This window comes from Pseudomonas sp. SC11 (assembly GCF_047039205.1).
Lineage (GTDB): Bacteria > Pseudomonadota > Gammaproteobacteria > Pseudomonadales > Pseudomonadaceae > Aquipseudomonas > Aquipseudomonas boreofloridensis.
In genome coordinates this window covers 3,195,970-3,220,834 of record NZ_CP178183.1, presented here as the reverse complement: position 1 = coordinate 3,220,834, position 24,865 = coordinate 3,195,970, and the positions used below count along the sequence as shown (strand labels likewise).

Genomic DNA, 24,865 nt, shown 5'->3' with positions numbered 1-24,865 from the left:
ATCCCATTGGCGAGGAGACCTGTGCGTGCTGCACAGCAATTACCTGAAGCAGCTCGACCTGCAGGACATCGTGGTGTTTCTCAACCTGCTGGAACACCGCAGCGCCAAGCGCACGGCCGAACTGATGAATGTCAGCCAACCGACCGTGAGCTACTGCCTCAAGCGCCTGCGCGGATGCTTCGACGACACCCTGTTCGCCTCGTCGCAAGGCTTGCTGCAGCCCACGGCCAAGGCAGAAAAGATCGCCCCGTACCTGCGCGTGGTGATCGAATCGGTCAACCGCTGCGCCGAAGCCGATGCATCCGCCGATGGGGTGGCCATGCCACGGATCTGGCGTCTGTGCGCGCCGGAGTACTTCGAGTTGGCCTTTCTGCCACAGGCCTTGGCCAGCCTGTCGCGCAGCCACGCCAACACCTCGCTGCACCTGGAGCGGCTGAGTCGCGACCTGCCGGTGGATCGGCTGATCGCCGGTGATATCGACCTGGCCATCGGCTTTGGCCCCAGCTACCACCAGTTGCATCCGGAACTGCAATGGCAGCCGGTGCTCAGTGACGGATTCGTCTGCTTGACCAGCGAGCGGGGCCTGGCTCAGCCGGGGGTCATGAGCCTGGACGAATTCTGTCAATCGGCGCACGTTTTTCCCACGCCGTGGATCTCGGAAAAAAACATGGTCGATGGCTGGCTGGAGAAGATCGGTCGCACCCGCAACGTGCTGGTGCGCGCCAATGGCTACCAGGCCTGCGTCAACATACTCGCGGCGGTGCCCGCCACCGTGTCGCTGCCGGCGCGTCTGCTCGCGCACTTGCGTATCCCCGAGGGGGTGATGCAATGCCAGCCGCCGATGGGCTTTCCGGTGTTCACGGTGGACATGATCTGGTCGCGCGACCGCAGCCTCAGCGGCGACGTCGCCAGCCTGCGCACCCTGATCCAGGATGTGGCGAGCGAGTTGCTTCGGGCCAGTTGAGGCGCTGACGAACAAGGACTACAGGTGCTCAGGATGAGTGAACCGAAAATGAACAACTCCCCGTCGTGCGCCCCGACCACCGTCGGCGCAGGCACGTTCCCTGTTGCGCAGAGGGTTTTAATTTTTGATCAGGGCTTTCGGTTTCTTGAAACCAGCCCACCCGGCATTTCCCCTACCTTGGTCTGGTCAGGCGGCGGATTGCTCGCCTGTCTGTAATCCATTTCCCAAGGAAGATGTCAGATGCTGGCCTATACACAACCGAGAATCCTACCCTTCTACCGTCAGCCCACCCCGTGCTACGGCTTCGAGTGCATTCATGCCGTCGAACCGGGACTGCGCGTCTTCGACTCGATGAGCACGGCGGACCTCTATGAGGATCTGGCCCACAGCGGCGCGGTGATCTACCGCGATTTCGCCGATTCGCTCGAGCACTTCAACGACTTCGTCAGCGCCCATTCCTCGCGCGTGACCTTCGATCCAGCACGCCAGGCGGCCACGACCAATACCGCCGAAATCGACGCCGGCGTTCACGAAATGGGTCTGCACCGGGAGAACGGCAACCTGCCGTTCAACCCGGACCTGCAGTGGTTCTACTGCCTGGAGGCGGCCGCCGTCGGCTCCGAAACCACGCTGTGCGACGGCGAGCGGGTGCTGTTCGACCTGTCGCCGAGTACCCGCAAGCGCTTCCAGACCCAGCCCATCCGCTACGCCCGGCGCATTCCCTGGAACAACGTGCGACGGTTCCTGAGCATCGAATTGCAACTGCCGCTGGAGAGCATCACCGACGAGCACCTGGAGCAGGTCAACCAGCAGGTGGCCGGCCAGACCTATCGGCGCATCGACCAGAACCTGATCGCCTCGCAACTGATCATCAGCGCCGTGGAAACCAGCGCCTTCAGCGGCCGTCAGGCGTTCTGCAACTCCATGCTCGGCCCCAGCGTCAACTACGAGCCGCCACGCATCACCTGGGCTGACGGCGAGGCCATCGCATTGGAGATCTGGGACGAAATCAAGGAAGTGACTGCCCGCAACACCTACAGTCACTTCTGGAAAAAGGGCGACATCATGGTCGTCGACAACACCCGGGTCATGCATGGCCGTCGCCGTCTGGACGATCTTGCCCGGCGCATCTTCGGCGCCCAGAGCTACCGTCTGGCAGGAGCCGAGCAATGATCAGCCAGATGATGCAACGCTACCTGGCCAGCACCCCTGATCGCGTGGCGATCCGCGAAATGCACGGGCGCAGCTACACCCTGCACGGCCTGCGCGACGACGTGCAGCGCTTGGCCGATGCCCTGCAAGCGCGGGTCGGCGACTGCCAGCGCAAGGTCTTCGGCATCGCCATGCGCTCGAGCTATGAGTGGGTCTACACCCTGCTGGCGATTCAGAAAGTTGGTGGTGTGCTGTTGCCGGTGCCAATCGAGTTCTCCGACGACCAGATCGGCAGCTTGCTCGGCAAAGCAGCGGCGGTGTTCGTCAGCGACCAGGGCACTGCCGGGCGCCTGCAACGCATCCTGCCGGAAAAACCCAGCTTCATTCCCCGCCAGTTGATGGCACAGGGGCCTGGCGAGCCCTGGACGCAGGACGACGAGTTGCTGCCCGCCGGCATCGTCTCGGTGATTCATACCTCCGGCACCACCTCGCGGCCCAAGGGCGTGATGATCCGCGACGAAGCGGTCGGTCTGCTGGTGGACAACGTGTTCAAGCGCCTACCGCCGCAGCCGCTGCACTACTTTTCCATCGTGCCCATGAGCCTGTTGATCGAACAGGTATTGGGGGTGTTCATCCCACTGCTTTCCGGCGGCAGCCTGACCCTGATGCCCGAAGGGGTGGCCGAGTACGGTGCGGCCAGCGGCAATGCCCGTCACTATCTGGAGTTGATCGCACCGAACCGGCCCAACTTCCTGTACCTGCCGCCCAAGTTGCTGGAGGAGGCCAATCTGTTGCTGGAGCAGGGCGCCAGCGTCGAGCAACTGTTCGGTCCCGGCGCGCCACACATCATCACCGGCGGCGCGAAGATGCCTGCCAGTGTGTTGCACGCGCTGGACGCGCACGGGGTTCAGGTGTTCGAGGCCTACGGCCTGAGCGAAAACTCGTCGATCATCTCGCTCAACTCTCCCGCCCAACGCCGCATCGGCTCGGCCGGCACGCTGCTCGACGGCATCGAGCCGAAACTGGTCGATGGCGAGTTGCTGGTGAAGACCCCGACCCTGTGCGCCGGCTACTACAACGCCGACGACACCGCCTGCGACCTGTCCGACGGCTACTTGCACACCGGCGACATCGCCGAGTTGCGCGAGGGTTTCCTGTACATCACCGGGCGCAAGAAGCACGTGATCATCCTCTCGACGGCGCGCAACATTTCGCCGGAATGGGTGGAGAACGTCTACAAGGAGAGCCCGCTGATCGACGACATGATCGTCATGGGCGAGGGCCGTGACGAGCCGTGCGCGCTGGTGCTGAGCACTGCCGACGAGGCGGCCGTACGGAACGAGATGACCCGTCTGGAGCCACGCCTGGCTGATTTCGCGCGGGTCAGGCGGCTGCGTGTGATCGACGACATCGCCACGTTCCGTGAGCGCTTCTACACCGTGACCGGTCGCCCACGCCGGGCCGAGATCGAAGCGCACTTCATCGACCGTTTGTACACCTAAGACAGGACGTCAGCCATGTACATCGTGCGCAATTTCTACAAGGGACGTCCCGGCTACCGTTGCCTGCAGGAGGCGGTGCGCGCCCACTACCTCAAGCACTACGACGCCACGCCTGAGCCGCAGCCGGACCTGTTCGTCTGCCTGACCGGCTCCAGTGGCGGTGCGCCGGGCTATGCCTGCGCCGGCATCAGCTACGGCGATTCCGGCAAGCTGTTCAGCGAGTACTACCTGGATACGTCGCTGGATCAGCGCTACGCGCTGGACCGCGGGCGTATCGCTGAAATCGGCGCGTTCGCCTCGTTCCAGAGCGGCAGCGGTGCCGGCAAGTACTTGCTGGACAACGTCATCCGCACCCTGGCCTTGCGCAATTTCGGCCTGGTGGTGCTGACTGCCACGCCGCAGGTGCGCCAACTGCTGGCGCCCATCGTCGATAACCTCGACGACCTGGGCGCGGCCGATCCCCGGCGGGTCAAGGATCCCGCCGTCAACTGGGGCCGCTACTACCAGCAGGCACCGCGAGTATTGGCTTCGCGCCTGTCCTCGCCCAGTGCCTGGCTGAAGGCGCCGACCCTGCTTTCACCCTCACCGCAGCACGCCCCAACGGCGTCTGTCTGACCCATGAGCAGACCGGGCTGGAGTGCCCGGTCTGTCGGAGAGCTTATGCACGCCACCAAGCGTTACGAAAACTTCATCGTGTTCCTGGCCCCGCTGGTCAACAGCCTCGGCGGCATCGCCATCGACCTGTACGCGCCGAGCCTGCCATCCATCGGTCGCGAATTGGGTGCAGGCCCGGCGCTGATGCAAAACACCATCACCATCACCTTGCTGTTCTATGCGCTGGGGCAGTTGTTCTTCGGCATCATGGCCGACGCCCGGGGCCGGCGCCCGGCGGTGCTGCTCGGGCTTGGGGTGTTCCTGGTCGGCAGCCTGCTGGCGACCGCCGCCACCTCCATCGAGATGCTGCTGTTGGCCCGCGCCCTGCAAGGCTTCGCCATTGGCGCCTGCCAGGTGGTGGCGCGCGCGGTGCTGGTGGACGTGGTCAAGGGGCCGCGTTTCTACGTGGCGATCATCTACCTGAGCCTGGCCTTTGGCCTGGGCCCGGTGATCGCGCCCTATATCGGCGGCTTGATCGAAGTGCACTTCGGCTGGCGATACAACTTCGTGCTCTACGCCGCCTATGCGCTGCTGGTACTGACGTTCGTGGTCGCCGGGCTCAAGGAGTCGCTGCCCGTCGAGTCGCGACGCCGTCCGTTGCAGACGCTGGGCGGCTACCGGGTGATTCTGGCCGACCGAGGCTTTCGCGCCGCCGTCGTGGTGCTGGGCTCGAGCTTTTCCGCGTTCCTGCTGTGGAATGTGTTCGGCCCGCACATCGTGCAGGACGTGCTCGGCCACGATGCCCACTACTTCGGCAGTACGGCGCTGGGCGTGGGCTGCTGCTACCTGACCGGCACCTTGGTCAATCGCGCGCTGATTCGCAGGCTGTCGCCGGACACCCTGATGTGGAGCGGGCTGGCGCTGTTCCTCGGCGGCGTACTGTGCATCACCGCCGCGCCCCAGACCTTGAGCCTGACGCCGCTGCTCGGTGGCATCATGCTCATCGCCTTTGGCCAGGGCTTCATCTTCTCCAACGCCATGGCCCGCTCGATGGCGTTGTTTCCCGACCGCGCTGGAGTGGCGGCGAGCCTGCAGGGTTGTTTGATGCTGGTGTTCGGCTCGCTGGCCTCGGCCAGCGTCAGTGGCCTGGACGTGGAAAGCAACCTGGCGATCGCCGGGGTGTTCGGTGTGCTGCTGCTGGTGTCGCTGTCGGGGATGGTCGGCGCGCGGGTGGCCCGGCAGGCGTCGTTGGCGTGAGGCTGCGCGCCCTGCGCGTGCAGGGCGCGATCGACCGACTAGACCGGTTCCACTTCCTGCTTGTACAGGCGCATGCCGCGTGCCTGGTAGTTGGCCAGGGCGGCCGGGTGGTCGAGGCTGCAGGTGTGCAGCCAGACGCGTCGAGTGCCCGGCCAGCTCCAGGCGTCGCGCAGGGCCTGGCTCAACAGGGGGCCACCGAAGCCTCGGTCGAGGAACTGCGGCGCCAGGCCGAAATAGCGAATCTCGACGTTCTCGCCATCAGGCCGTTGCAGCTCGTAATACCCGGCGATGGCCCCGCGGTGGTAGGCCACCCAGGTGCGGTGGCACGCCTGACCGATCTCGGCCTGCCATTGTTCGTCTGTCCAGTGATCCAGGTCGGTCCACGACCAGTCGCTACCCACCAGTTGGTAGAGAAAGCGATTGAACGCCGGCTGTACGATTTCGCACTCGACCACGTTCAGATCGTCGCGTGCTGGCTTGGCGCGCAACTGGTCAGGGGAGGTCATCTCCAGGTAGTAGACGGTCTGGGTATCGGTCACCGGCGCAGCTCCAGGTTGTGGGCAAGGCCGCTAGCGTACCTGTGCGCGGGGGCGCCGCAAAGGGTGATGACAAGCCTTCAATGGCGCTGAAGGTCGCCTGGGGTATCGATGTCGTGCAGGATGCCGGGATCGTCGACCTCGATCACCTGGCAGGCGTGAGGATTGGCCTCGATGAGCGCGCGCCCACCGTGGTCGCCGTCCAGGCGCGCCAGTGCGGGCCAGAAGCGTCGGCCGAAGATCACCGGATGGCCGCGTCGGCCTTGATAACACGGCAGCACAATCGACTGCTGATCGGCCTGGCAGACCAGTGTCGTCAGCGTTGCCGTTGCAATCCATGGCATGTCGCCGAGCAACACGGCGACGGCGTGAGCATCGCTGGCCGCCATGGCGTCGATGCCGGCGGCAAGGCTGGCGCCCATGCCGTCGAGCGCGTGTTCGGCGTGCACGGTGCGTACCCGACTCCCGATGCCGAGCGTAGACGGGTCGTCACCGGGGCGCAGCACCACGTAGACCCTGTCGAAGCTTTCCAGCGCCCGCGCCAGCGTCGCCTGCAGGACGGTGTGCGTGTCATCGAGCTGCGCCTGGCGCTTGTCGCTGCCGAACCGCGACCCTTGTCCGGCCGCCAGTACCAGCGCGGCGCAGCGCGTACGGTGGTGAGTTCCAGTCATGCCGCCGGCTGCGCCAGTTCCTGGGCCTGCTTGGCCTTGGTCACGCTGACCGCCCCCGGCAGCTCCACACCATTCTTTGCCGCGAGGATTTCGGCCATCACGCTCACAGCGATTTCCGCAGGGGTCTTGCTGCCGATGTAGATTCCGATGGGCCCGCGCAGGCGGGCGAGGCTTGCCGAGGTCTGCTCGAAATGCTCGATCAGCCGTGCCCGACGCTGCTGGCTGTTGCGCCGCGAACCGATGGCGCCGATGTAGAATGCCGGGCCCTGCAGGGCTTCGAGCAGGGCCAGGTCATCGAGCTTGGGGTCGTGGCTGACGGCGACGATGCAGGTGCGCAGGTCGGCGGCGAAGTCGCGCACCACGTCGTCGGGCATGCCCACCCGGCAGTCCACCCCGGCCACGTTCCAGCCGGCGATGTACTCCGGCCGTGGGTCGCACACCGACACGCGAAAACCGTTGAACAGGGCCATGGTCGCCAGGTATTCGGCCAGCGCGCCGGCACCGATCAACAGCAGGCGATACCCGGGACCGAGGGTGTTGACCAGGTACTGGCCATCGCAGCTGAACTGCTCGGGCGTGGCGGTGACCAGCAACGTCGCTTCTCCGTCATGCAGGGCCACTTGGCGGCGCACTAGGTGACCGCTGTCGAGCTGCACGAGCAGGTGGGACAACGACTGCCAGCAGGGCGAGAATTCCAGGATCAGTTCCAGCGTGCCGCCACAGGGCAGGCCGAAGCGGTGCGCTTCATCGGCGCTGACGCCATAGCGCACCTGCTGCGGCGGGCTGTCGGGCAAGCCAGGGCCGCCGTAGGCGTCGGTGTATCGATGGATCAGGTCGTCCTCGATGCAGCCGCCGGAGACGCTGCCAACCACCCGGCCGTCGGCGCGCAGGGCCATCATCGAGCCCACCGGGCGCGGCGAGGAACCCCAGGTGTGGGCGACCGTGGCCAACAGCACGCGGTGGCCGGCCTGCAGCCAGTCCCGCGCCGTGCGCAGCACCAGCAGGTCGATACTTTCCATGGGCACTCCTTGAGCGATTCGAGACCCGCTGCGTCTAACGCAGCGGGTGAGTTTCAGCGCATGTGCAGCACGATCGGGCTGCTGCTGGCCGGGTCGGTGTGCTCACGCAGCTTGGCAACGTCTTTGGCATCGACGGCGCCGCCGTGGTTCCCCCAGGCGCTGCGCACGTAGCTCAGCACCTGGGCGATTTCCTCGTCGCTCATCTGCTGACGCAGCGCCGGCATGCGGTAGGCGTCCGGCACCCCGGCCGCGACGATGCGCTGCGAGCCGTTCAAGGTGATGTTGATCGCCGAAGCGTTCTCCTTGGCCAGCATCGAGCTGGCGCCGGCCAACGGCGGAATCCATTCGGCCTGGCCCTGGCCTTGAAGCCCGTGGCACGACGCACAGCGGGTGACATAGCTGTGCGCGCCGGGCTTGTCCAGCTCGCTGGCCGCCGATACCGCCTGGTACTGCCAGGGCGTGCCGTCGCGCGCAGGGTCGCCTGGCAGCGACTTGAGGTAGCGGGCGATGGCGCTCAGGTCGTCGTCGCTCATGAACTGCGTGGAGTTGTTGAAGGCCTCGGTCATCGAGCCGTAGACCACCGCGTGCTGGTTACGCCCGGTTTTGAGGAACTGCACCATGTCCGCCTCGCTCCAGCGGCCCAACCCGGTGTTGGGGTCTTGGCGCAGGCTCGGCGCATACCAGCCGTCGAGCAGGGCACCGGCGAGAAACGCCTGGCCAGACTCGTCGAGCGCCTTTTCGTTGAACGCCAGGCCCCGCGGCGTATGACAACTGCCGCAGTGCCCTGGACCCTGGACGATGTAGGCGCCCCGGTTCCACAGCGGGTCTTCGGTAGCCTGCTGCGCGTACGGCGTATCGGCCGCGAACAGCCCGTTCCACAGGGCGATCGGCCAGCGCATGTTCAATGGCCAGGGAATGTCGCTGGGGATATTGGCCTGCTGGACCGGCTGTACACCTTGCATGAAGAAGGCGTACAGCGCGCGCACGTCGTCATCGCTGAGCTTGGCGTAAGACGGGTAGGGCATGGCCGGGTACAGCCGCCGCCCACCGGGTGCGACGCCATGGCGGACGGCGCGGTCGAAGTCGGCCAGGCTATAGGCGCCGATACCGCTGTCACGGTCGGGGGTGATGTTGGTGGCATGGATCGCGCCCAGTGGGGTGGCCATTTCCAGCCCGCCGGCGAACGGCGCCTGGCCAGGCAGGCTATGGCAGGCCACGCAGTCGCTCAGGCGCGCGACGTACTCGCCGCGGCTGACCAAGGCGCGATCCTGCTCGGCCGCCTGCTGCTCGAACGGTGAGGCGATCTCGCGGTTGACGTACCAGGCGGTGAAACCGGCAGCGACCAGGCACGGCAGCGCCAACCAGCGGAGGGTGGTGGACAATCGATTGTTCATGGCGGCTTCCGTGTCAGGCGAAGGTATGGCGGCTCAGGGGCAGGCTGCGTACGCGCTGGCCGGTCAGCCGCGCGACGGCGTTGGCCACTGCAGGCGCCACGGCCGGCAACGGCGGCTCGCCGATGCCGCCCATCTTCGCGCCGCTCTCGACGATGCGCACATGCACCCGGGCCATGCGCGACGGCGGCAGGATCGGGTACAGATCGTAGTTGCGCGCGCGCGGCAGGCCATTGACGTACACCGCTTCCTCCACCAGCGTCTGCGAAAGGCCCAGGGCCACGGCGCCGTTGACCTGATGCTCGATGATCGACGGGTTGACGATGCTGCCTGGGTCGATCGCCTGCCAGATGTCATGCACTTTGACCTGGCCGTTCTCCAGCGACACCTCGGCGATCACCGCCGCCTCCGAGCCGAACGGCGAGGCCATGGCCACGCCACGGGCGCGTCGGGAGCCGTCCTCGGCGGTGAAGGGGCCCGGCTTCCAGCCACCGGACAGCTCGCCCACGGCCTTGAGCAGGGTGGTCAGGCGTGCATTGTCGCGCAGCAGGTGCAAACGCAACTCGAAGGGATCCTGGCCGCCTTTGTCGGCCAACTCGTCGAGGAACGACTCGTAGAAGAAGTCGTTCAGCGAGTTGCCCACCGAGCGCCAGTAGCCGAGCATGGCCGGGCCTTTGACGTAGATCTGCGCGATGCGTTTGTTGGCGATGGCGTAGGCTTTGCCCGACAGCCCTTCCAGCGCGGTCGGATCGATCTTTTCACCCTGTTTGCCGGCCAGGGCTTCGGTCGGGCCTTCAGTGGCACTGATCGCCTCGATGGCCACCGGCAGGCCTTTGTCGTCGAGTCCAGCGCGGAATTTAACCACTGCCACCGGGCGCAGCACGTCACGCAGGAATTCTTCCTCGCGAGTCCAGATCAGCTTCACCGGACGGCCGACCGCCTTGGCCAGGGCAATGGCTTGGGGATAAGGGTTGGCCGATTCGTAGAGGAAGTGGCGACCGAAGAACCCGCCCAACAGCGGCGAGTGCAGAATGATCTGCTCCTTGGTCAGGCCGGTGCGCTGGGCGATGTCGTCGCGGAACATGTCCGGCGCCTGGTTCGGCAGCCACACCTCCAGCGAGCCGTCGGCATTGAAGCGGGCCAGGGCTGACGGCGGCTCGAGCTGGGCGTGGTTGAGGTATTGATTGTGGTAGGTGGCTTCTACCTGGGTCTTGGCGCCCTTGAGCGCCTCGGCCACATCGCCTTCATGCTCGTCGTCGCGTGACGGGCCGGTCTGCGCGGCCAGGTGATCGCGCCAGGCGTCGCTGGAGAAGTCGGCCGGCATCGTACGCACCTTCACGTCGGCGCCAGGTTCTTGCCAGTCCACTTGCACGGCTTCGGCGCCCCGCTTGGCGTGCCACCAACGCTCGGCCACCACGGCCACGGCGCCGGGCAGTACATGCACCGAGTGCACGCCTTTCATGGCTTTGACCTGCGCCTCGTTGCGCAGGCTGGCGACACTCATGCCCAGGCGCGGGGCGTGTTGCACGGCAGCGTGGAGCATGTCGTCGACGGCGATGTCGATGCAGTACTGCGCCTTGCCGGTGGATTTGTCATAGGCATCCAGACGCCGCACGGGTTTGCCGATCCAGCGGAACTGGCTGGGGTCGCGCAGCTTGACGGTGCTCGGGTCCGGCACGGGCAGGTCCAGGGCACCGCTGGCCAGTTCGCCATAGTCCAGCGAGCGCCCCGAGGCGGCGTGCAGCACTTTGCCCGGCTCGGTGGTGAGCTCGCCGACCGGCACCGTCAGTTTCTCGGCCGCGGCCTGCAGCAGCATGGCGCGGGCCAGGGCACCGAGGCGGCGCATGGTCGGGTAGCTCATGCGCACCGACATGCTGCCGCCGGTGATGCGCATGCCGTTTTCCATGACCACGTAGGCTTCGCCGGGCGGCGCGCTCTGGACCACGAAGCGGGCAGGGTCCAGGTCGAGTTCTTCACCGACGATCTGCGCCATGGCGGTATGGGTGCCTTGGCCGCCCTCCATGAACGGGCACAGCAGGCGCACGCTGCCGTCGGGGCGCAGTTCCAGGAACGCCGGCACCTGGGTGCCGCGTTGATCGGCGGCGGCCGTTGCCGCTTGAACCCGCGCCGAGCCCAGCGGCAGGCCGAAGCCGAGCACCAAGGCGCCGATGGCGCTGCCGGCCAGGAAGCGTCGGCGCGACAGGTTCAGTGGACGATCCAGCGGCAGGTCCGGCAGGGCCAGGGGACGTTCGAACAGGGCATTCATCAGGCGCTCTCCTTCCCGGCGGGCTGGGTGGCAAGCGCGTGCACGGCGGCATGGATCGCATTGTAGGTGCCGCAGCGGCACAGGTTGACCATCGCCGCGCTGATCTGCTCATCGCTGGGCGCCGGCGTGTGCTTGAGCAGCGCCGTGGCGGCCATGACCTGGCCGGACTGGCAGTAGCCACACTGCGCCACCTGCTGGTCGACCCAAGTGGCGACCACGCGCTGGCCGACTGGGTCAGCTTCGATCGCTTCGATGGTGGTGACTTCACGGCCGACCACGCCGGCCACCGGGGTGACGCAGGCGCGCACCACATTGCCGTCCACCAGCACTGAGCAGGCGCCGCATTGCGCCAGGCCGCAGCCGTACTTGGTGCCGGTCAGGCCGAGGTCGTCGCGGATCACCCACAGCAGGGGCGTGTCGTCGTCGGCGTCGACCTGGTAGGTCTTCTGGTTGATGCGTAGTTCCATGGCGTTCACCCGCTGATCATCGGTTCTTGTGTCGTCGTTATAGGCAGCACGGCGCGGCGAGGCGCGGCACTGGCAGGATGACCTGTGCTGGGCAGCGAGGCGGATTCCTGACCTGAAAACTCTAGACCGTGGCAGGGATGTTTCCTATCCATCGGTCAGCAAGTTCAGAGGATCAGGCAAGGATTCAGGTGGATTGCGCTAGGCATGCGCCGGAGAGACGTTCAGAAGAAGCTGCGCTGGGCCTTGAGCGTGACCATGCCGTCGCAGAAGGTATTCATGCCCGAGTACGCCCCACAGCCGCCGCCACTGAGGTCGGAGTTGCTGTAGATCAGGTCGAGGTCCATGCCCAGCCAGGGCCGTGACAGTTGCAGCGACCAATCATTGAAGCTGTCGACCTGGCTGCCGTCGCCAATGGTGTATGGCGTGCCCAGGCGATGGTGGGCCACCTTGAGGGTGACGCTTGCCTGGATCAGCGGCACGTGGCCGAAATCGGCGAACAGGGTGCCGGTGCGATTGCTCGGGTTGTCGTTCAGCGCGCCGCCCAAGCGCGTGCCGAGCAGGGACAGGCCGCCGTACAGCGCGTGGCTGTCGGGGCGCGAGAGCGTGGGGTAGCTGTAGCGGATCAGGCCCGCTTCATAGCCGAGGCTGTCGGTGAAGCGCTGCTTGTAACCCAAGTAACTGTCGAGCTTGAAGGTCGAGGCCGCACTCAGGCCCATGCTGGGAGCGTACTGGCCGACGTACCAGCCGCTGCGGTGGGTGAGGTCCAGGCCGCCATGAAAGGCGCCGGACGCGCTGGGTGAGATCAGCCCCTGGGCCATGCTGCGCGAGGGCGTGGTGCCAAGCTTGAAGTCGAAATCGCCCAGTTGTCGTTGGATCTGCTGGGCCGCGAGAGGGGCGCTGAAAAGCAGCGTCGCGCTCAGCAACAGGAGGGGCCTGGTCATGCGCGCTGTCCTGGAAGTGCCGTGTCAGAGCCCCAGAGGATACAACCACAACGCTACTGAGAAAACCTCGCGTGTCGCTGAGCGCTGGTCGCTGGGCCGATAGCTCGCGTATCGGCCCTTGAGCGGCGCGACCTTAGCTGCCGCCGCCAGCACCACCACCGCCAGCGCCGCTACCACCGGAGCCTGTGCCGCCACCCATGCCGCCGCCATTGCCCGTGGAACCCGAGCCATTGCCCATGCTGCCGGAACCGTTGCCTGTGGTGCCGGAACCGTTACCCATGCTGCCCGAGCCATTGCCCGTGGTGCCTGAGCCGTTGCCCATGCTACCGGTTCCGGTGCCATCGCCACCGGTGCCATGGGTGCCGTTTTCGCGGGTGGTGCCGCTGCCCGAACCCATGCTGTCACCCGGCGTGCCCATGCCGCTGGCGCCCCCTTGCTGGGTGCCCATACCGGGGGTCTGTTGGCCCGGCGTGCGCTGGTCATTCATGTCCGTAGCGGCCATGGCGAAGGGTGTGCCTGCGGCCAGGCACAGGACGAAGAGACCTGCGTGAATGCGTTTGCCGATCATGATGGATCTCCTGTTGCTGAAGGGATGCCCTTGATCGGGCAGCGCTTCAGTCCAGGGGTGCTGCCGGATCGACCGAAGGTCGCCGTGTCTGGGGCGCCTGTATGTAGCGCTCGAAGAAGTCCTGGGTGGCAAGGTTCTTGTGCTTGGCTTCGAACATGATGTCGAATCGATCGATGAACTGCAGTGCATAGCGGTTGGTCCAGTCGTTCCACATGCATTCGCTGTGCTGGTACAGGTCACGCTTGGGCACGTGCTCCAGCAACGCCGGAATGGTCAGTTTCTCGGTGGCGCTGAAGCCCAGTGCTTGCAGACGCTCGGGCGGTTGCGAGTAGTGCATGGTCGGCCGCACGCCGCGCCAACTGTCGATGATCTGCGCGACCCTGGGCGCGTGCGGTTCGATGTAGTCGTTCTCGTGGATCCAGCAATGATGGATGTCGAGCACCACCGGCGCGAGGTCGGCCAGGCCCAGGCAATCGTCGACGCCGTAGGTCTTCTCATCGTTCTCGAAGGTGATGACGTTGCGCGCTTCGCTGGACAACCGTGGCCACACGGCGCGGATGCCGTCGGCGCCGAGGCGACCGGCGATGTGGAGGTTGCATTTGAAATCCTGGAAACGCTGGCCGTAGCCCATCCAGCGGATCATGTCGGCGTGGTACTCGAACTCCGCCAGGCTGTTCTCGACCACCTCGGGACGGTCCGAGCCGAGCACGCAGTACTGACCTGGGTGAAACGAAAGGCGGATGTCATGGGCACGGGCGAAGGCGCCGAGGGCAGCGAAGCGTTGCTGCAACAGCGTTTGCACGTCGGCGTCCTGATAGAACGCGGCGACGTCGGGATGGCTGTACAGCGGCAGCAGGTCGCTGGACAGGCGCAGCATGTGCAGCATCGGCGGCAACTCGGCGACATGGGCCAGCAGGCGCATTTGGGCGTCGAGGTTGTGCTCCACCAGTTCCAGCAATTTGGCCCGCGCCGCCTCCTGGCTGGCGCCTGACAGCCAGCGCAGGGTGGTGGTGCGCGGGTTGAAGGCGCGTTCGATGGCTTCCAGTACCTTGATTGACTGGTCGCGGTGGGGATGGCGGTACTGGCAGGCAAAACCGAGGCGCGGCATGAACTGTGTCCTGAGCGGGGCGAGGAGGTCTTTGTCTAGGACAGCGCAGCGGGGTCAGTCGATCCACTGAGATTGCGGGTCAACTCTCGCTGACCTGCACGCGATTGCGTCCGCTGTGCTTGGCCAGGTAGAGGGCTCGGTCGGCATGGCTCAGGGCTTGCGCGGGATCGTCGACGCCACCGCTCCAACGCGCCACCCCCAGAGAAATGGTCACCGCGCCGACAGGCTCGATGGGCGTGTCCTGCACCACCAGTCGCAGGCGCTCGGCCACCGCGGCTGCGACTTCCAGGCTGGCGCCTGGCAGCAGCATGAGAAATTCCTCGCCGCCGGTACGGCACAGCACGTCGCCTTCGCGGCAGCAGGTGCGCATGAGACCGGCCAGTGCGCGCAGCACCTGGTCGCCGACATCGTGGCCGTGCTGGTCGTTGACCCGCTTGAAATGGTCGATGTCGAGCACGATGGCGCAGAACGGGCGCTCGTCGGCCTGCAGCAGCGACAGGGTGAAGTCCAGTCGACGGCGGTTGCCCAGGCCCGTCAGCGGATCGGTCTGCACATCTTGATTGAGACGACCGATGCGCTCCTGCAGCAAGTTCAGGCTGAACAGCAGAGCGCGCTTGAGCTCGGCGGCCTCGAAGTACCAGGCGCGCACGCCATGGATACGTTCCAGGGTGTCAGGTCGGTCGAATGCGCGCGCGCCTGCGGCCAGCTCCCAGAGGGGCCGGGTGATGGTCAGCGCCAGCCACCACAGGGCGATACCGGCAAGCAGGGCCAGAGGCACGGAGATTTCCACTACATCGAGGATCAAGCGCTTGGTGGGCGCCAGGGTCTGCGTCAACGGCTGCTGTGCAACGATGCCCCAGCCGGTGCTGGGCACTGTGGCGAAGCCGGCGAGCATGTCCACGCCGAAACTGTTGGTCACCTGCTGCACGCCATTGCCGCGGCTGTGCAGTTCGTTGATCAGGCTGTTGGTCTTGATCAGCATGCCCACGCGGTTGGGGTCAGGGTGGTAGAGCATGCGGCGCTCGGCATCGACCACGTAGATGTACGAGCCGTCCTGGTAGAAATGCTCGCCCAGCAGTTTCTCGAGAATGTTGTGCTGGCGCAGGTACAGGCTGCCGCCGACGTAACCCAGGTAACGGCCGTCTTCACTGAAGATCGGCTGGGAGGCGACCACGATGAGGTTGTTGGCAGCGGAGACGAACGGCGACGACACCATCGGCCGTTTGACCCGCAACGCCTCGAGGGTGCCTGGGCTGTCGATGCGCTGGCCGACGATGCTGCGCAGGGGCGCGGGTGAGATTGCGCGCAGCACGCCCTGGTTGTCGACGACGAAGGTGGAGTTGAAGGCGCTGCTTTGGGCCAGCAGCCGTTCGGTTTCCGCTCGCACCGGGGTGTCGTCGTTCAGGGCCTGCGGTAGGTTGCGGGCACTGAAGGCCAATTGCTTGAGCGCGTTCTGCATGAACAGCTCGGTAATCGATGCCAACTTGGCCGCGTAGACCCGGTTGGACTCCAGCGCGTGATCGATGAGCAACTGGCGCTGCACTCGGTAGCTGGCGAAGTAGCTGCTCAGAAGCATCACAACGGCGGTGAGCGCCGACAGCAGGAGGATGAGCGTGCGCAGATCCATGCGCAGGCCTTTTTTAGCGTTTGGCAATCCTAGGCTCGCTGACTGGGTGGTCGGAATAACCTTACTCGGAATGTGCGGTGGCAGCTATGGGGCGTGGCGAATAGGCCGCGAAAATGCCTCGCCGACTTTCAGCGATCTTCAGTAGCGGGCGCTGCGAGGTTCGCCAGTTCATCCTGCACCTGTTGCATGCGCTGCGCGGCCAGGGCCTGGACCTGCTTGTCCTGGGCGGTGGCGCGCATCAACGCGGTGAGCTTTTCGCTCAGACGCTTGCCTTCTTCGCTTTCCCCCAGCGCCCGTGCCTTGGCCGGGTCCTGGGTGGCTGCGACGATGCTGTCGAATTCGGCGTCGGTGAAGTTCTTTTCGCTGTAGAGCTTGAACAGGTCGTTGCGCTGGTCTTCGACAGTCAGGTGCTTGCGCAGCACCTGCTTGATGGTGTCCTGCGGCACGGACGGGTGGGTCATCGCCAGCAATTGGGCCATGCGCTCGATGTTGTGGTCGTAGGCTTGCTGCAGCGGCAGGTTGGCCAGGATCCGCTCTTCGCGGGTGGGTTTCTGGTCGCAGGCGGTGAGGGCGGCGAGCAGCAGCAGGGGCAGCAGCAGTTTCGGCAGGCGGGGCATGGAAGAGGCTCGGCTAAGTTCTCGACAGTGTACTGCAAGGCAGTACGGACGACAGCGTGGGAAATGTCCTTGAGAATCGACTGGCAGCGCTGCCGTGCTGCTCGACACCGCGTTTTTGACGCACAGAGCGGTGCGCCGGATTAATGCAGCTCGACTTTCAAAAGGAGCGCTTCATGCACATCGACGAACTGATTGACGCCATTGCCCCGCATCTGCCTTTCCATTCGGTGGAGGCCGCGCAAGCCTTTCTCTCGACCCTGGCGCCTGACGATCAGATCGCACTGATCTCGGCCCTGTATTTCGGCCGCTCGCACTTGGGCAGCGACTGCGTCAACGAGGACTTCCTGCCGTACCTGCGCTCTGGGCAGATGAACCGGCTGTGGGAACAGGACTCCATTGTTCCGGCCGACTTCGCCACCATCCTGTACGAAAAAGGCAGCAATCTGGCCAGCTACTACGACGCGTTCCTGCGTGCCACCAACGGTTCAGGCTACGACCGCGCCGCGTACTGATGCCGCCGGGCGGCGCGTCTCATTCCTTCAGTGGATTGCGCAGGCGCACCCAGACGATGGCGGGCAAGGCCATCAGCAGCCACTTCAGGTACTGGTTCACGGCGAAGCGTTCGCACAGCACGCCGATGGCCGTACACAGCACGACGACCACCAGGAATTGAATCATTCTGCTCATCTGACCGGCCTCGGTTGTTTGCGGGAGGGCGATGGTAACCCCATCGCCCGTCTGCCGTCGCCCCGGCTCACAAGTACTTGAGCCAGCGAATGTCGCGGCGCCGCGCCTTGAACCGGGCGAAACGCTGCACCGGCGGATACAAGGCCACGGCCAGCAGCACCGTCATCACCCAGACGTCTGCGACGCTATCGAAGCCGAAGTAATCGCCGTGATTGCGCCCGAACATGCCGAGGGCGATCAGATACAGCACTTTCAGCACATAAAGGTGCAATAGATAGAAGAACATCGGCGCGCTGCCCAGCACCGTCAGCACAGTTATCCAGCGTGTATCACCCACGCGCTCGAACGCGCGCAGCAATAGCAGACCGATGCCGAGGGTGAGCAGCAGGAACAGCAGCGACGGTGGGTACTTGGTGATGTTGAGCAGGCTCATGACGGTGTGCGTGAGGTCATCATGCACTCGCCAGGCCGCTTCGCCGTAAGCGTTGATCGCGCGCAACACAACGAAGCCCAACAAAGCGCCGCAGCCGGCCATCAGCAATTTGCTGGCGCGCGATGCGGCATCGCTGCCGTGCGCGAACCAGGGGCCGAGGCCGTAGCCCAGGGCGATCACGCCGATCCAGGGCAGCAGCGGGTAGGTGACGCGCAGGCGCAGTTGTGGCGCCACCTCGAGCCAACTGCGCTCATGCAGCACCGCCCAGGGTGCATGCCACAGCGAGTCGGGGGCGACATGCAGGCCGTCGAGCAGGTTGTGTCCGGCCACGATGAGCACACCCAGTACCAGCAGCATCGGGCGTGGCAGCCAGATCAGCAGCGACAGGGCGATCATGCTCAGGCCGATGGCCCAGATCACCTGCAGGTAGATCACGCTGGGCGGCAGTTGCAGGCTCCAGGCGAGGTTCACCAAGGTCAGTTCGAGCACCACCAGAAACAGGCCGCGCTTGAACAGGAACGCCGAAACGTCGCCCCGGCCCTGATATTTTTCGCCATACAGCCAGGCGCTCAGACCGGTCAGCAGCACGAACACCGGCGCGCACAGGTGCGCCAGGGTGCGGCTGAAAAACAGCGCAGGCTCCGTGGTGTCGATGTCCATCGGGTCGCCGACCTGGCGGTGCAGCAGGAAAGTCTCGCGCACGTGGTCCAGCAGCATGAACAGCATGACCAGGCCACGCAGGGCGTCGATGCTGTGCAGGCGAGTAGAAGGGATGTGTGAAGTTGGCATGGGGGAAGTCTGAAAAAAGCGAGATGTTATCTTATTTCTTTTGGCGGTGTGGCGTTGTCTTGCCGCTTCGCAGACTTTTGCCAGCGAAGCGGCACGACCTCAGAAGCGGTAGTCCAGCGTCGCGAAATACGACCGCGGCGTGCCCAGCAGCCACTGCTCGCCACTGTGGGCCGCGACCACATACTGGCGGTCGAACAGGTTGTTCAGTTGCAGGCCAAGACGCACCTCGGGCAGCACCTGCCAGCCAAGGTTGGCGTCCACAACGGTATAGCCCGGTACGCTGGCCAGGTTGGCAGTGTCGGCGTAACGCTGATCGACATAGCGCAGGCCGACGCCGGCATCGACGCGCTCGCCGAAGCCTTTGCTCAGCCACAGATTGGCGGTGCGCCGAGGCACATTGGCCGGTCGATTGCCGGCACGATCCTGGAACACGCCATCGACGCTTTCATCGAAATCGTCGTACCGGGCGCGCACCACTGCGGCGTTAGCCGACAGTTGCCATTGCTGGCCCAGGTCCAGTTCCAGGCTGGCTTCCAGCCCGTCCGCGCGCTGCTGGCCGGCCTGCTGCTTGTCATGGGTCAGCGGATCGTCCACCAGCAGCTTCTTCTTGACGATGTGGTACGCCGCCAGGGTCCACTCGCCACGCCCCTCCCAGAAGCGCTGCTTGAGCCCTAGCTCGGTTTGCTTGGACTCGGTGAGGTCGTAGCCGATACGGCTGGCACTGAGGCTGATCAGGTCGCCCACGCCGTCCTTGCTGGTCGAAAACTGGCCGTACAGCGACAGGTCGTCGCTGACCGCGAACACCAGTCCTGCACGCCAGTTGCCGCCGTTCAGGCTGCGATCGACGCGGCTGTCGTCCACCAGGTTGTCGCGCTCGATATGGTTCTGGTCGCGGCGGATGCCGGTGACCAGCGACAAGCGCTCGCTGAGTTGGGTACGGTTTTCGGCGAACAGGGCGAAGGTGCGAGTCGTGGACAGGGTTTGCGGGCGGGTCGCGCTGGCGCTCTGGAAACGTCCCGGCGCTGGACTCCAGGGGTCGATGAAGTCGCCGGGTTGCAGGTCGTCGTAGGGCGAATTGCTGTCGACGTTGAAGCGGATCCGGTTGTACTCGGCGCCGACCACGGTCTTGCTGGTCAAACCGAACAGGCTGTGATCGAAACTCAAGCTCTGGCGGTCGCCTATCTGTTCCTGGTTGTGGCGGATTTCAAGGTAGCTCTGCCGGGCCAGCAGGTCACGATCCGGGTCCCAGCGGTAGTCCTCGGCATTGCGCCAGTGCCGACGACTCTTGACGTAGTACAGCTGGTTGCTGGCACTGACGCTGTCGTTGATGGTCCAGTCGGTGTTCAGTCGCGTCCACTCGTCGTGGTAGCGCTGCACGTCGTTGCGGATGTTGTAGTTCTTGTCGCGCAGGCTGCCGTGCAGGCGGCCGTCGATCAGCGGGGTGCCGAAATAGTTCGCCGGCTGGTCATCGCCACGGTCGTGGGCGAGGGTGAAGCTCAGGTCGTCGCTGGCGTCGAAGCGCAGCGCCGCGTTCACCGCGAGGCTGCGCGAATCGGTGCGATCAACCCAGCCATTGCCCTGCTGCTGATCGAGGATCAGGCGGTAGCTGAGCCGCTCGCTCAGGCTACCGCCGCTGTCCAGGCCCATCTGTTGGCGGTCCCAGGAACCGTAGCCCAGGCGCAGGTGGTTGCGAACTTCGCCTGCCAGGGGCTTTTTCGGGATTACATTGATGACCGCGCCGGTGGCACCTTCGCCGTACAACACCGAGGCCGGACCACGAATCACGTCGATGCGCTCGACCATCCACGGGTCGACCGGAAAACTCTGGGTGCCGGCACCGGTGTACAGGCGCGAGCCGTCGAACAGGGTCATCACCGAGCTGTGGCCGGTGAAGCCTCGGGCGGAGAGGGCGGTGTTACCGTTGCCGGGCGTGCCGATCGAGGTGATGCCCGGCGTGCGGGTCACGGCGTCCTGTACGGTACGGTTGGCGCGCTGCTGGATCTGCTCGGCGGTCAGGCTGCTGGTGCTGGCCGGGGTGTCCAAGGCGCTGAGGTTCAGGCGCGAGCCGGCCTGGGTCGGGGTGGCCAGGTCGATGCGCGGCTCTTCCAGCGTGTCAGTGACGGCCGTTGCCGGCAGTGCGAGCACGCCGCTGGTGGAGGTTTCGGCCAGGGACGGCAAGGAGACGGCCATGCAGGCGGCCAGGGTGTGAAGCGTGAAGTGTCGGGACATGTCGTTCCACTGTTGCAGGAATGAATGGATCCCGGTGGAAACAACGCAAAGACGCGCGGCCCCGCACGCAAGCGCGGGACACCGGCCTGCGCCCGCCCACCGCGGGTTTGCCAACTGAAGCTTCAGGCCGGTCTCCGGGCTTGCGAGGATCGTGAAGCCTTCACCTTCCCATGCCGATGCATTGCGGGTGCAATGCCGATGCACAGTGGTGTGTTGAAGGATTCGCTCGCTTACCGTTGCGGGGGCAGCGCCGGACTTGTCCGCATGGACGCACCGGCTTCCCGTTTCACCCTGCGCACGGCGGCGCAGGACACCTGAAACTGGCGCGCATATGACCACCTGCCTGTGGGCGAGTCAATCGTTTGAGGGGATGGCGATGTGACAGACCGCAAATTCACGCTTTTTTCTCATATTTTTTTCGAACTTTTCTGCTGCACGTTGTCTCGAAACGACCGTTCGCCCTATTTATTCAGTCATGGAGACTTCTGCGAATGTTTACTGCAAAACTGCTGCGTCACGCTTGCGCATTGGCCCTGGTCGGCACGCCTCTGGCAGCGATGGCTGCGCCTAGCACCGATCCTCTGTTCACCTTCGGTCTGCTGGGCTCGTACAACAAGTTCAAATTCGAAGGCGGCAGCGACTCCGACAAGGAGCATATGGGTCAAGGCGGCGTGTTCGCCAACTTTGGCAACAAGATGACCGCCGAATCCGGCTTCATCTACCAAGTGGGTGCCGAAGCCAAGTACGGTAAGAAAAACGACGACAAGCTCAAGGAAGCTCAGGCTGACCTGGACCTGGGCTGGCGCGCCGCGCTGGATGCGCGCAACTTCGTCGACGTGATCATCGGTGGCGGCTACAGCTGGACCCGCTTCGAACCCGAGATCAACGATCTGGACACCAAGCTGACCTACAAGTCGCCGTTCGCCAAAGCCGCGCTGGGTTACAACCACCAGTTCGACGCCTCCACCCTGCGTGTGGAAGTGGGCGCTCGTCGCAGCATCGACGGCCGCGCGCGTCTGAAGGTCGAGGACTTCGAGAGCGACAGCGTCGACATGAAGGACCGTACCAACCCGTACGCCGAAGTGTCGCTGTTGATGAACCAGCAAGGCGCCATGCCGATTCAGGCCGGCCTCTACTACACCCGCACCGAATACAAGATCGACGAAGATTCGCCGGCTGCCGACAACACCAAGCTCAAGCGTGACGAGTTTGGCGTGAAGGTCGGTCTGGCGTTCTGACCCCCGCGTGCCCCCGCCGTCCGGCAGGGGCGCAATGTGCGTGATCGGTAGGGGCTGTGCGACAGCCCTTACCGACCGCGTCGCCGCGACACTTTTGCCTCGATGTTCTTGCGTCCGATCAGCAGCGCAGGTTTTTCCGTGACCGGCTCATCGGCCAACCACTTGTACATCACCAGGCAGTCCACCAGTCCCAGGTGGGCATGGCGATAGGCCTTGGGCAGGCGCCCGACAATCTCGAAGCCCAGCTTTTGCCACAGCGCCACCGCCACCTCGTTGCTCGACACCACCGAATTGAACTGCAAGGCCAGAAATCCTTCCTGGCGCGCCAGCTTCTGCGAGTGCTCGCACATCGCCCGGGCCACGCCGCGCCTGCGCGCCTGCTCGGTGACCATGTAACCGCAGTTGCCCACATGGGCGCCGGGGCCTGCGGCATTGGCCTTGAGGTAGTAGGAACCGAGCAACTGACCGTCGGCCTCGGCCACGTAGGTGTGCAGCGGCAGGTCGAGCCAAAGCTGGCGAGCCTGCTGCTGGGTCAGTTGCGGGTCGTAGGCGTAGGTTTCGCGCGCGTGGACGACGTGCTGGAAGGTCGGCCAGAAGCGCTCGAAGTCCTCGGCGGTCATGGGGCGGAGCTGGATCATGGGGGTTCCTGCTAGGGCTGGGCAGGCAAGTCTGGCGGCGTGGCTGGCCCCTGGCAAGCCTGGATGAGGGGTCCAAGGCTTGCCAGAGGCCATCAGACCGACGCTGGGTCTAGGCGCGCGCGTCGGCGGGTAGGCAATGCAGCACCAGACGTGCGCCGCCCCATTCGCTGCCACCGACTTCGAGGGTGAAGCCATGCAGGTCGACGATCGCCGCCACGATCGACAGCCCGAGGCCGAAGCCTGGATGACGATGGCCTTCTTCGCTGCGGTAGAAGCGTTTGAGCACGGCGGTCCGTTCCTGTTCAGGGATGCCCGGACCGCTGTCCTCGATGGCCACATGCACGCCCGCGGCGTCCTGCACGGCCTGGATGCGCACCTGTCCGCCTTCGGGAGTGAACTTGATGGCATTGCCGACCAGATTGGCCAGGGCCTCGAACAGCAGTTCGCGGTCGCCGTGCAATGCGGGCAGGTGCGCGGGCTGTTGCAGTGTCAGGCGAATACCGCCGTCTTCGGCCAGGGGCAGGTAGAAGTCGTGCAGTTCGACCAGCAGGTTGTGCGGATCGAGCTCGACGAAGCCGGCGCGGCGTTGGCGGTCTTCCAGCTCACTGATGCGCAGCAGCCCGCGAAAGCGCGCCATGAGCGTGTCGGTCTCACCGATGGCCTGGTCGAGAGCCTCGGCCTGGGCGGAGTCGGCACCGCTTTGCTGGCGGATGCGGTAGAGCTGGGCGCGCAGGCGGGTCAGCGGGGTGCGCAGGTCGTGAGCGATGTTGTCGCACACGCCCTTGACCTCGTGCATCAGTCGTTCGATGCGGTCGAGCATGGCGTTGACGATGGCGGCCAGCATGTCCAGCTCGTCGCGTCGCGCCGACAGCGGCAAGCGGTGGGTGAGGTCGCCGGCGACGATCAGCTCAGCGCTGGCCTGCACCGCGCGAATGCGCTTGAGCGGCCGTCTGCGCAGCAGGTACCAGCCCGCGAAGCCTGGGATCAACGTCAGCGAGATACCCCACAGCAGCGCATGCAGGATGATCCGCGTGACCACGAACAGCGAGCCGTTATCGCGCACCAGGACCAACCAGCGGCCATCGGCCACCCGCAGGCCCACGGCATCGCAACTGTCGCGCGGCAGGTGCGGATCGTCGGCGTCCAGGCAGCGCTTGAGTTCGTGGACCTTGCCATCGAGGGCGAGCTCGGACGGGACCGAGCGTATGCGCCCGCCCAGCGGATTGAGTTGTGCATCGAACAGGCCATAGGCATCGAAGCTGCGCTCTTCGAAGGCCTGGCTGGCGATAAGGGCGTCATCGAGTTGCTTGCCGGACATGTGCACGAACAGGTGCTGACGTTGCAGCATCGAGTGGCGGGTCAGCTTGTTCAGGTAGCTGGTGACCTCGAAGTACAGCACGCCCATGAGGATGCTGCTCCAGGCCACGAACAGGAAGCTGTACAGCGCCAGCAGGCGGCTGGTGGAGGAACTCCAGCCTTTAGACGGGTTCGGCAATGGCATAGCCGGAGCCCCGTACGGTGCGGATCAGGGGCGTCTGGCCGGGGGGATCGATTTTCTTGCGCAGGCGGCCGATGTGCACGTCGATCAGGTTGGTGCCGGGGTCGAAGTGATAGCCCCAGACTTCTTCGAAGATCATCATCCGGGTGATCACCTGGCCGGAATGGCGCATGAGAAACTCGAGCAATTTGTATTCGGTGGGCAGCAGGTTGAGGCTGCTTTCGCCGCGGCGGGCTTCGTGGCTGATCAGGTCCAGCTCCAAGTCGGCGACCTGCAGGCGGGTCTGAGTCATGGGCACGCTGTTGCGACGCAACAGCACTTCGACGCGGGCGGCCATTTCATCGGAGGCGAAGGGTTTGGTCAGGTAGTCGTCACCGCCGGCACGCAGGCCGCGCACGCGTTCGTCGACATCCGAGAGGGCGCTGATCATGAGGATGGGGGTGGCGATCTTCAGGCTGCGCAGGGTGGTGACGATGGTCAGGCCATCGACCTCCGGGAGCATGCGGTCGACGGTGATCATGTCGTAGCCTCCGGCGATGGCTTTGGCCAGGCCTTCGCGGCCGTTGTCTGCCCAGTCGACTTCCAGGCCGTGGCTGGAGAGCTCGGCGACGATTTCCTGGGCGGTGACGGCGTCGTCTTCGATGGTCAGTACGCGGGGCATGCTAATAACCTG

At 65.1% G+C, this 24,865-nt stretch carries 24 protein-coding genes and 1 riboswitch; of the genes, 7 read left to right on the top strand and 17 right to left on the bottom strand.

The features are described 5' to 3' along the window. Positions 1 to 25: 25 nt before the first annotated feature. From ACK2SD_RS14355 to ACK2SD_RS14335, 5 genes are all read left to right on the top strand, one after another. A complete protein-coding gene (locus tag ACK2SD_RS14355; protein WP_116888067.1) occupies positions 26 to 964 on the top strand; it encodes a LysR family transcriptional regulator in 939 nt (312 codons plus the stop codon). A 240-nt stretch (positions 965 to 1,204) separates the two neighbouring features. Beyond that, entirely contained in the window at positions 1,205 to 2,137 is a 933-nt protein-coding gene (locus tag ACK2SD_RS14350) for a TauD/TfdA family dioxygenase (RefSeq protein ID WP_412460111.1), read from the top strand. Beyond that, a complete protein-coding gene (locus ACK2SD_RS14345; RefSeq protein WP_412460110.1) occupies positions 2,134 to 3,618 on the top strand; it encodes an AMP-binding protein in 1,485 nt (494 codons plus the stop codon). Before ACK2SD_RS14350 ends, ACK2SD_RS14345 begins: the two co-directional genes overlap by 4 nt. 15 nt (positions 3,619 to 3,633) lie before the next feature. Next, positions 3,634 to 4,233: a thermostable hemolysin gene (locus tag ACK2SD_RS14340; RefSeq protein WP_412460109.1), complete on the top strand. Its 600-nt coding sequence runs from the start codon at positions 3,634 to 3,636 to the stop codon at positions 4,231 to 4,233. 45 nt (positions 4,234 to 4,278) lie between these two features. Continuing rightward, positions 4,279 to 5,469 (top strand): multidrug effflux MFS transporter, encoded by a 1,191-nt coding sequence (locus ACK2SD_RS14335; protein ID WP_317871553.1) that lies wholly within the window; start codon positions 4,279 to 4,281, stop codon positions 5,467 to 5,469. Between the two features lie 38 nt (positions 5,470 to 5,507). Here ACK2SD_RS14335 and ACK2SD_RS14330 read toward each other — a convergent pair whose 3' ends face one another. From ACK2SD_RS14330 to ACK2SD_RS14280, 11 genes are all read right to left on the bottom strand, one after another. Further along, positions 5,508 to 6,008, bottom strand: a complete 501-nt coding sequence (locus tag ACK2SD_RS14330; RefSeq protein ID WP_304484384.1) for a GNAT family N-acetyltransferase — start codon at positions 6,006 to 6,008, stop codon at positions 5,508 to 5,510. Positions 6,009 to 6,085: 77 nt separating this feature from the next. After that, entirely contained in the window at positions 6,086 to 6,676 is a 591-nt protein-coding gene (locus tag ACK2SD_RS14325) for an NTP transferase domain-containing protein (protein ID WP_412460108.1), read from the bottom strand. Next, positions 6,673 to 7,695, bottom strand: a complete 1,023-nt coding sequence (locus ACK2SD_RS14320; protein WP_412460107.1) for an XdhC family protein — start codon at positions 7,693 to 7,695, stop codon at positions 6,673 to 6,675. Before ACK2SD_RS14320 ends, ACK2SD_RS14325 begins: the two co-directional genes overlap by 4 nt. Positions 7,696 to 7,748: 53 nt before the next feature. Next, complete coding sequence (locus ACK2SD_RS14315) at positions 7,749 to 9,089, bottom strand: c-type cytochrome (protein WP_412460106.1); 1,341 nt, start codon at positions 9,087 to 9,089, stop codon at positions 7,749 to 7,751. Between the two features lie 13 nt (positions 9,090 to 9,102). Further along, positions 9,103 to 11,352, bottom strand: coding sequence for a molybdopterin cofactor-binding domain-containing protein (locus tag ACK2SD_RS14310; RefSeq protein ID WP_412460105.1), 2,250 nt, complete (start codon positions 11,350 to 11,352; stop codon positions 9,103 to 9,105). After that, positions 11,352 to 11,819, bottom strand: a complete 468-nt coding sequence (locus tag ACK2SD_RS14305; RefSeq protein ID WP_039577293.1) for a (2Fe-2S)-binding protein — start codon at positions 11,817 to 11,819, stop codon at positions 11,352 to 11,354. Before ACK2SD_RS14305 ends, ACK2SD_RS14310 begins: the two co-directional genes overlap by 1 nt. Before the next feature lie 221 nt (positions 11,820 to 12,040). Beyond that, positions 12,041 to 12,760 carry a TorF family putative porin gene (locus tag ACK2SD_RS14300; RefSeq protein WP_029614056.1) on the bottom strand — a complete coding sequence of 240 codons (720 nt, stop codon included), beginning with the start codon at positions 12,758 to 12,760 and terminating at the stop codon, positions 12,041 to 12,043. 133 nt (positions 12,761 to 12,893) lie between these two features. Further along, positions 12,894 to 13,328 (bottom strand): hypothetical protein, encoded by a 435-nt coding sequence (locus ACK2SD_RS14295; RefSeq protein WP_412460104.1) that lies wholly within the window; start codon positions 13,326 to 13,328, stop codon positions 12,894 to 12,896. A 46-nt stretch (positions 13,329 to 13,374) separates the two neighbouring features. Then, positions 13,375 to 14,436, bottom strand: coding sequence for a UV damage endonuclease UvsE (locus tag ACK2SD_RS14290; protein WP_412460103.1), 1,062 nt, complete (start codon positions 14,434 to 14,436; stop codon positions 13,375 to 13,377). 79 nt (positions 14,437 to 14,515) lie between these two features. Next, a complete protein-coding gene (locus ACK2SD_RS14285; protein WP_412460102.1) occupies positions 14,516 to 16,090 on the bottom strand; it encodes a diguanylate cyclase in 1,575 nt (524 codons plus the stop codon). 101 nt (positions 16,091 to 16,191) lie between these two features. Further along, positions 16,192 to 16,680: a hypothetical protein gene (locus tag ACK2SD_RS14280; RefSeq protein ID WP_412460101.1), complete on the bottom strand. Its 489-nt coding sequence runs from the start codon at positions 16,678 to 16,680 to the stop codon at positions 16,192 to 16,194. Positions 16,681 to 16,853: 173 nt separating this feature from the next. Between ACK2SD_RS14280 and ACK2SD_RS14275 the strand changes: the two genes are divergently transcribed. Next, a complete protein-coding gene (locus tag ACK2SD_RS14275; RefSeq protein ID WP_412460100.1) occupies positions 16,854 to 17,192 on the top strand; it encodes a hypothetical protein in 339 nt (112 codons plus the stop codon). A gap of 19 nt (positions 17,193 to 17,211) precedes the next feature. Here the strand turns inward: ACK2SD_RS14275 and ACK2SD_RS14270 are convergent, their stop codons facing one another. From ACK2SD_RS14270 to ACK2SD_RS14260, 3 genes are all read right to left on the bottom strand, one after another. Beyond that, complete coding sequence (locus ACK2SD_RS14270; RefSeq protein ID WP_155290521.1) at positions 17,212 to 17,367, bottom strand: hypothetical protein; 156 nt, start codon at positions 17,365 to 17,367, stop codon at positions 17,212 to 17,214. Positions 17,368 to 17,434: 67 nt separating this feature from the next. Continuing rightward, positions 17,435 to 18,589 (bottom strand): DUF1624 domain-containing protein, encoded by a 1,155-nt coding sequence (locus tag ACK2SD_RS14265; RefSeq protein ID WP_412460099.1) that lies wholly within the window; start codon positions 18,587 to 18,589, stop codon positions 17,435 to 17,437. A 99-nt stretch (positions 18,590 to 18,688) separates the two neighbouring features. Then, positions 18,689 to 20,818, bottom strand: coding sequence for a TonB-dependent receptor (locus tag ACK2SD_RS14260; RefSeq protein ID WP_412460098.1), 2,130 nt, complete (start codon positions 20,816 to 20,818; stop codon positions 18,689 to 18,691). Positions 20,819 to 20,925: 107 nt separating this feature from the next. After that, positions 20,926 to 21,151: riboswitch (cobalamin riboswitch) on the bottom strand. 158 nt (positions 21,152 to 21,309) lie between these two features. Between ACK2SD_RS14260 and ACK2SD_RS14255 the strand changes: the two genes are divergently transcribed. Then, complete coding sequence (locus ACK2SD_RS14255; protein WP_029614050.1) at positions 21,310 to 22,056, top strand: outer membrane beta-barrel protein; 747 nt, start codon at positions 21,310 to 21,312, stop codon at positions 22,054 to 22,056. Between the two features lie 68 nt (positions 22,057 to 22,124). Here ACK2SD_RS14255 and ACK2SD_RS14250 read toward each other — a convergent pair whose 3' ends face one another. The 3 genes from ACK2SD_RS14250 to ACK2SD_RS14240 form a co-directional block, all read right to left on the bottom strand. Then, complete coding sequence (locus tag ACK2SD_RS14250; protein ID WP_412460097.1) at positions 22,125 to 22,694, bottom strand: N-acetyltransferase family protein; 570 nt, start codon at positions 22,692 to 22,694, stop codon at positions 22,125 to 22,127. A 109-nt stretch (positions 22,695 to 22,803) separates the two neighbouring features. Further along, positions 22,804 to 24,195, bottom strand: a complete 1,392-nt coding sequence (locus ACK2SD_RS14245; protein ID WP_116888084.1) for a sensor histidine kinase — start codon at positions 24,193 to 24,195, stop codon at positions 22,804 to 22,806. Beyond that, positions 24,173 to 24,853, bottom strand: coding sequence for a response regulator transcription factor (locus ACK2SD_RS14240; RefSeq protein WP_039577318.1), 681 nt, complete (start codon positions 24,851 to 24,853; stop codon positions 24,173 to 24,175). The genes ACK2SD_RS14245 and ACK2SD_RS14240 overlap by 23 nt, the downstream gene beginning before the upstream one ends. Positions 24,854 to 24,865: the final 12 nt, after the last annotated feature.

Coding starts and splice junctions, on each gene's coding strand:
- ACK2SD_RS14350 (WP_412460111.1), top strand. CDS start 1,205: ATGCTGGCCTATACACAACCGAGAATCCTACCCTTCTACCGTCAGCCC.
- ACK2SD_RS14345 (WP_412460110.1), top strand. CDS start 2,134: ATGATCAGCCAGATGATGCAACGCTACCTGGCCAGCACCCCTGATCGC.
- ACK2SD_RS14340 (WP_412460109.1), top strand. CDS start 3,634: ATGTACATCGTGCGCAATTTCTACAAGGGACGTCCCGGCTACCGTTGC.
- ACK2SD_RS14335 (WP_317871553.1), top strand. CDS start 4,279: ATGCACGCCACCAAGCGTTACGAAAACTTCATCGTGTTCCTGGCCCCG.
- ACK2SD_RS14325 (WP_412460108.1), bottom strand. CDS start 6,676: ATGACTGGAACTCACCACCGTACGCGCTGCGCCGCGCTGGTACTGGCG.
- ACK2SD_RS14320 (WP_412460107.1), bottom strand. CDS start 7,695: ATGGAAAGTATCGACCTGCTGGTGCTGCGCACGGCGCGGGACTGGCTG.
- ACK2SD_RS14315 (WP_412460106.1), bottom strand. CDS start 9,089: ATGAACAATCGATTGTCCACCACCCTCCGCTGGTTGGCGCTGCCGTGC.
- ACK2SD_RS14310 (WP_412460105.1), bottom strand. CDS start 11,352: ATGAATGCCCTGTTCGAACGTCCCCTGGCCCTGCCGGACCTGCCGCTG.
- ACK2SD_RS14305 (WP_039577293.1), bottom strand. CDS start 11,819: ATGGAACTACGCATCAACCAGAAGACCTACCAGGTCGACGCCGACGAC.
- ACK2SD_RS14300 (WP_029614056.1), bottom strand. CDS start 12,760: ATGACCAGGCCCCTCCTGTTGCTGAGCGCGACGCTGCTTTTCAGCGCC.
- ACK2SD_RS14295 (WP_412460104.1), bottom strand. CDS start 13,328: ATGATCGGCAAACGCATTCACGCAGGTCTCTTCGTCCTGTGCCTGGCC.
- ACK2SD_RS14290 (WP_412460103.1), bottom strand. CDS start 14,436: ATGCCGCGCCTCGGTTTTGCCTGCCAGTACCGCCATCCCCACCGCGAC.
- ACK2SD_RS14280 (WP_412460101.1), bottom strand. CDS start 16,680: ATGCCCCGCCTGCCGAAACTGCTGCTGCCCCTGCTGCTGCTCGCCGCC.
- ACK2SD_RS14275 (WP_412460100.1), top strand. CDS start 16,854: ATGCACATCGACGAACTGATTGACGCCATTGCCCCGCATCTGCCTTTC.
- ACK2SD_RS14270 (WP_155290521.1), bottom strand. CDS start 17,367: ATGAGCAGAATGATTCAATTCCTGGTGGTCGTCGTGCTGTGTACGGCC.
- ACK2SD_RS14265 (WP_412460099.1), bottom strand. CDS start 18,589: ATGCCAACTTCACACATCCCTTCTACTCGCCTGCACAGCATCGACGCC.
- ACK2SD_RS14260 (WP_412460098.1), bottom strand. CDS start 20,818: ATGTCCCGACACTTCACGCTTCACACCCTGGCCGCCTGCATGGCCGTC.
- ACK2SD_RS14255 (WP_029614050.1), top strand. CDS start 21,310: ATGTTTACTGCAAAACTGCTGCGTCACGCTTGCGCATTGGCCCTGGTC.
- ACK2SD_RS14250 (WP_412460097.1), bottom strand. CDS start 22,694: ATGATCCAGCTCCGCCCCATGACCGCCGAGGACTTCGAGCGCTTCTGG.
- ACK2SD_RS14245 (WP_116888084.1), bottom strand. CDS start 24,195: ATGCCATTGCCGAACCCGTCTAAAGGCTGGAGTTCCTCCACCAGCCGC.
- ACK2SD_RS14240 (WP_039577318.1), bottom strand. CDS start 24,853: ATGCCCCGCGTACTGACCATCGAAGACGACGCCGTCACCGCCCAGGAA.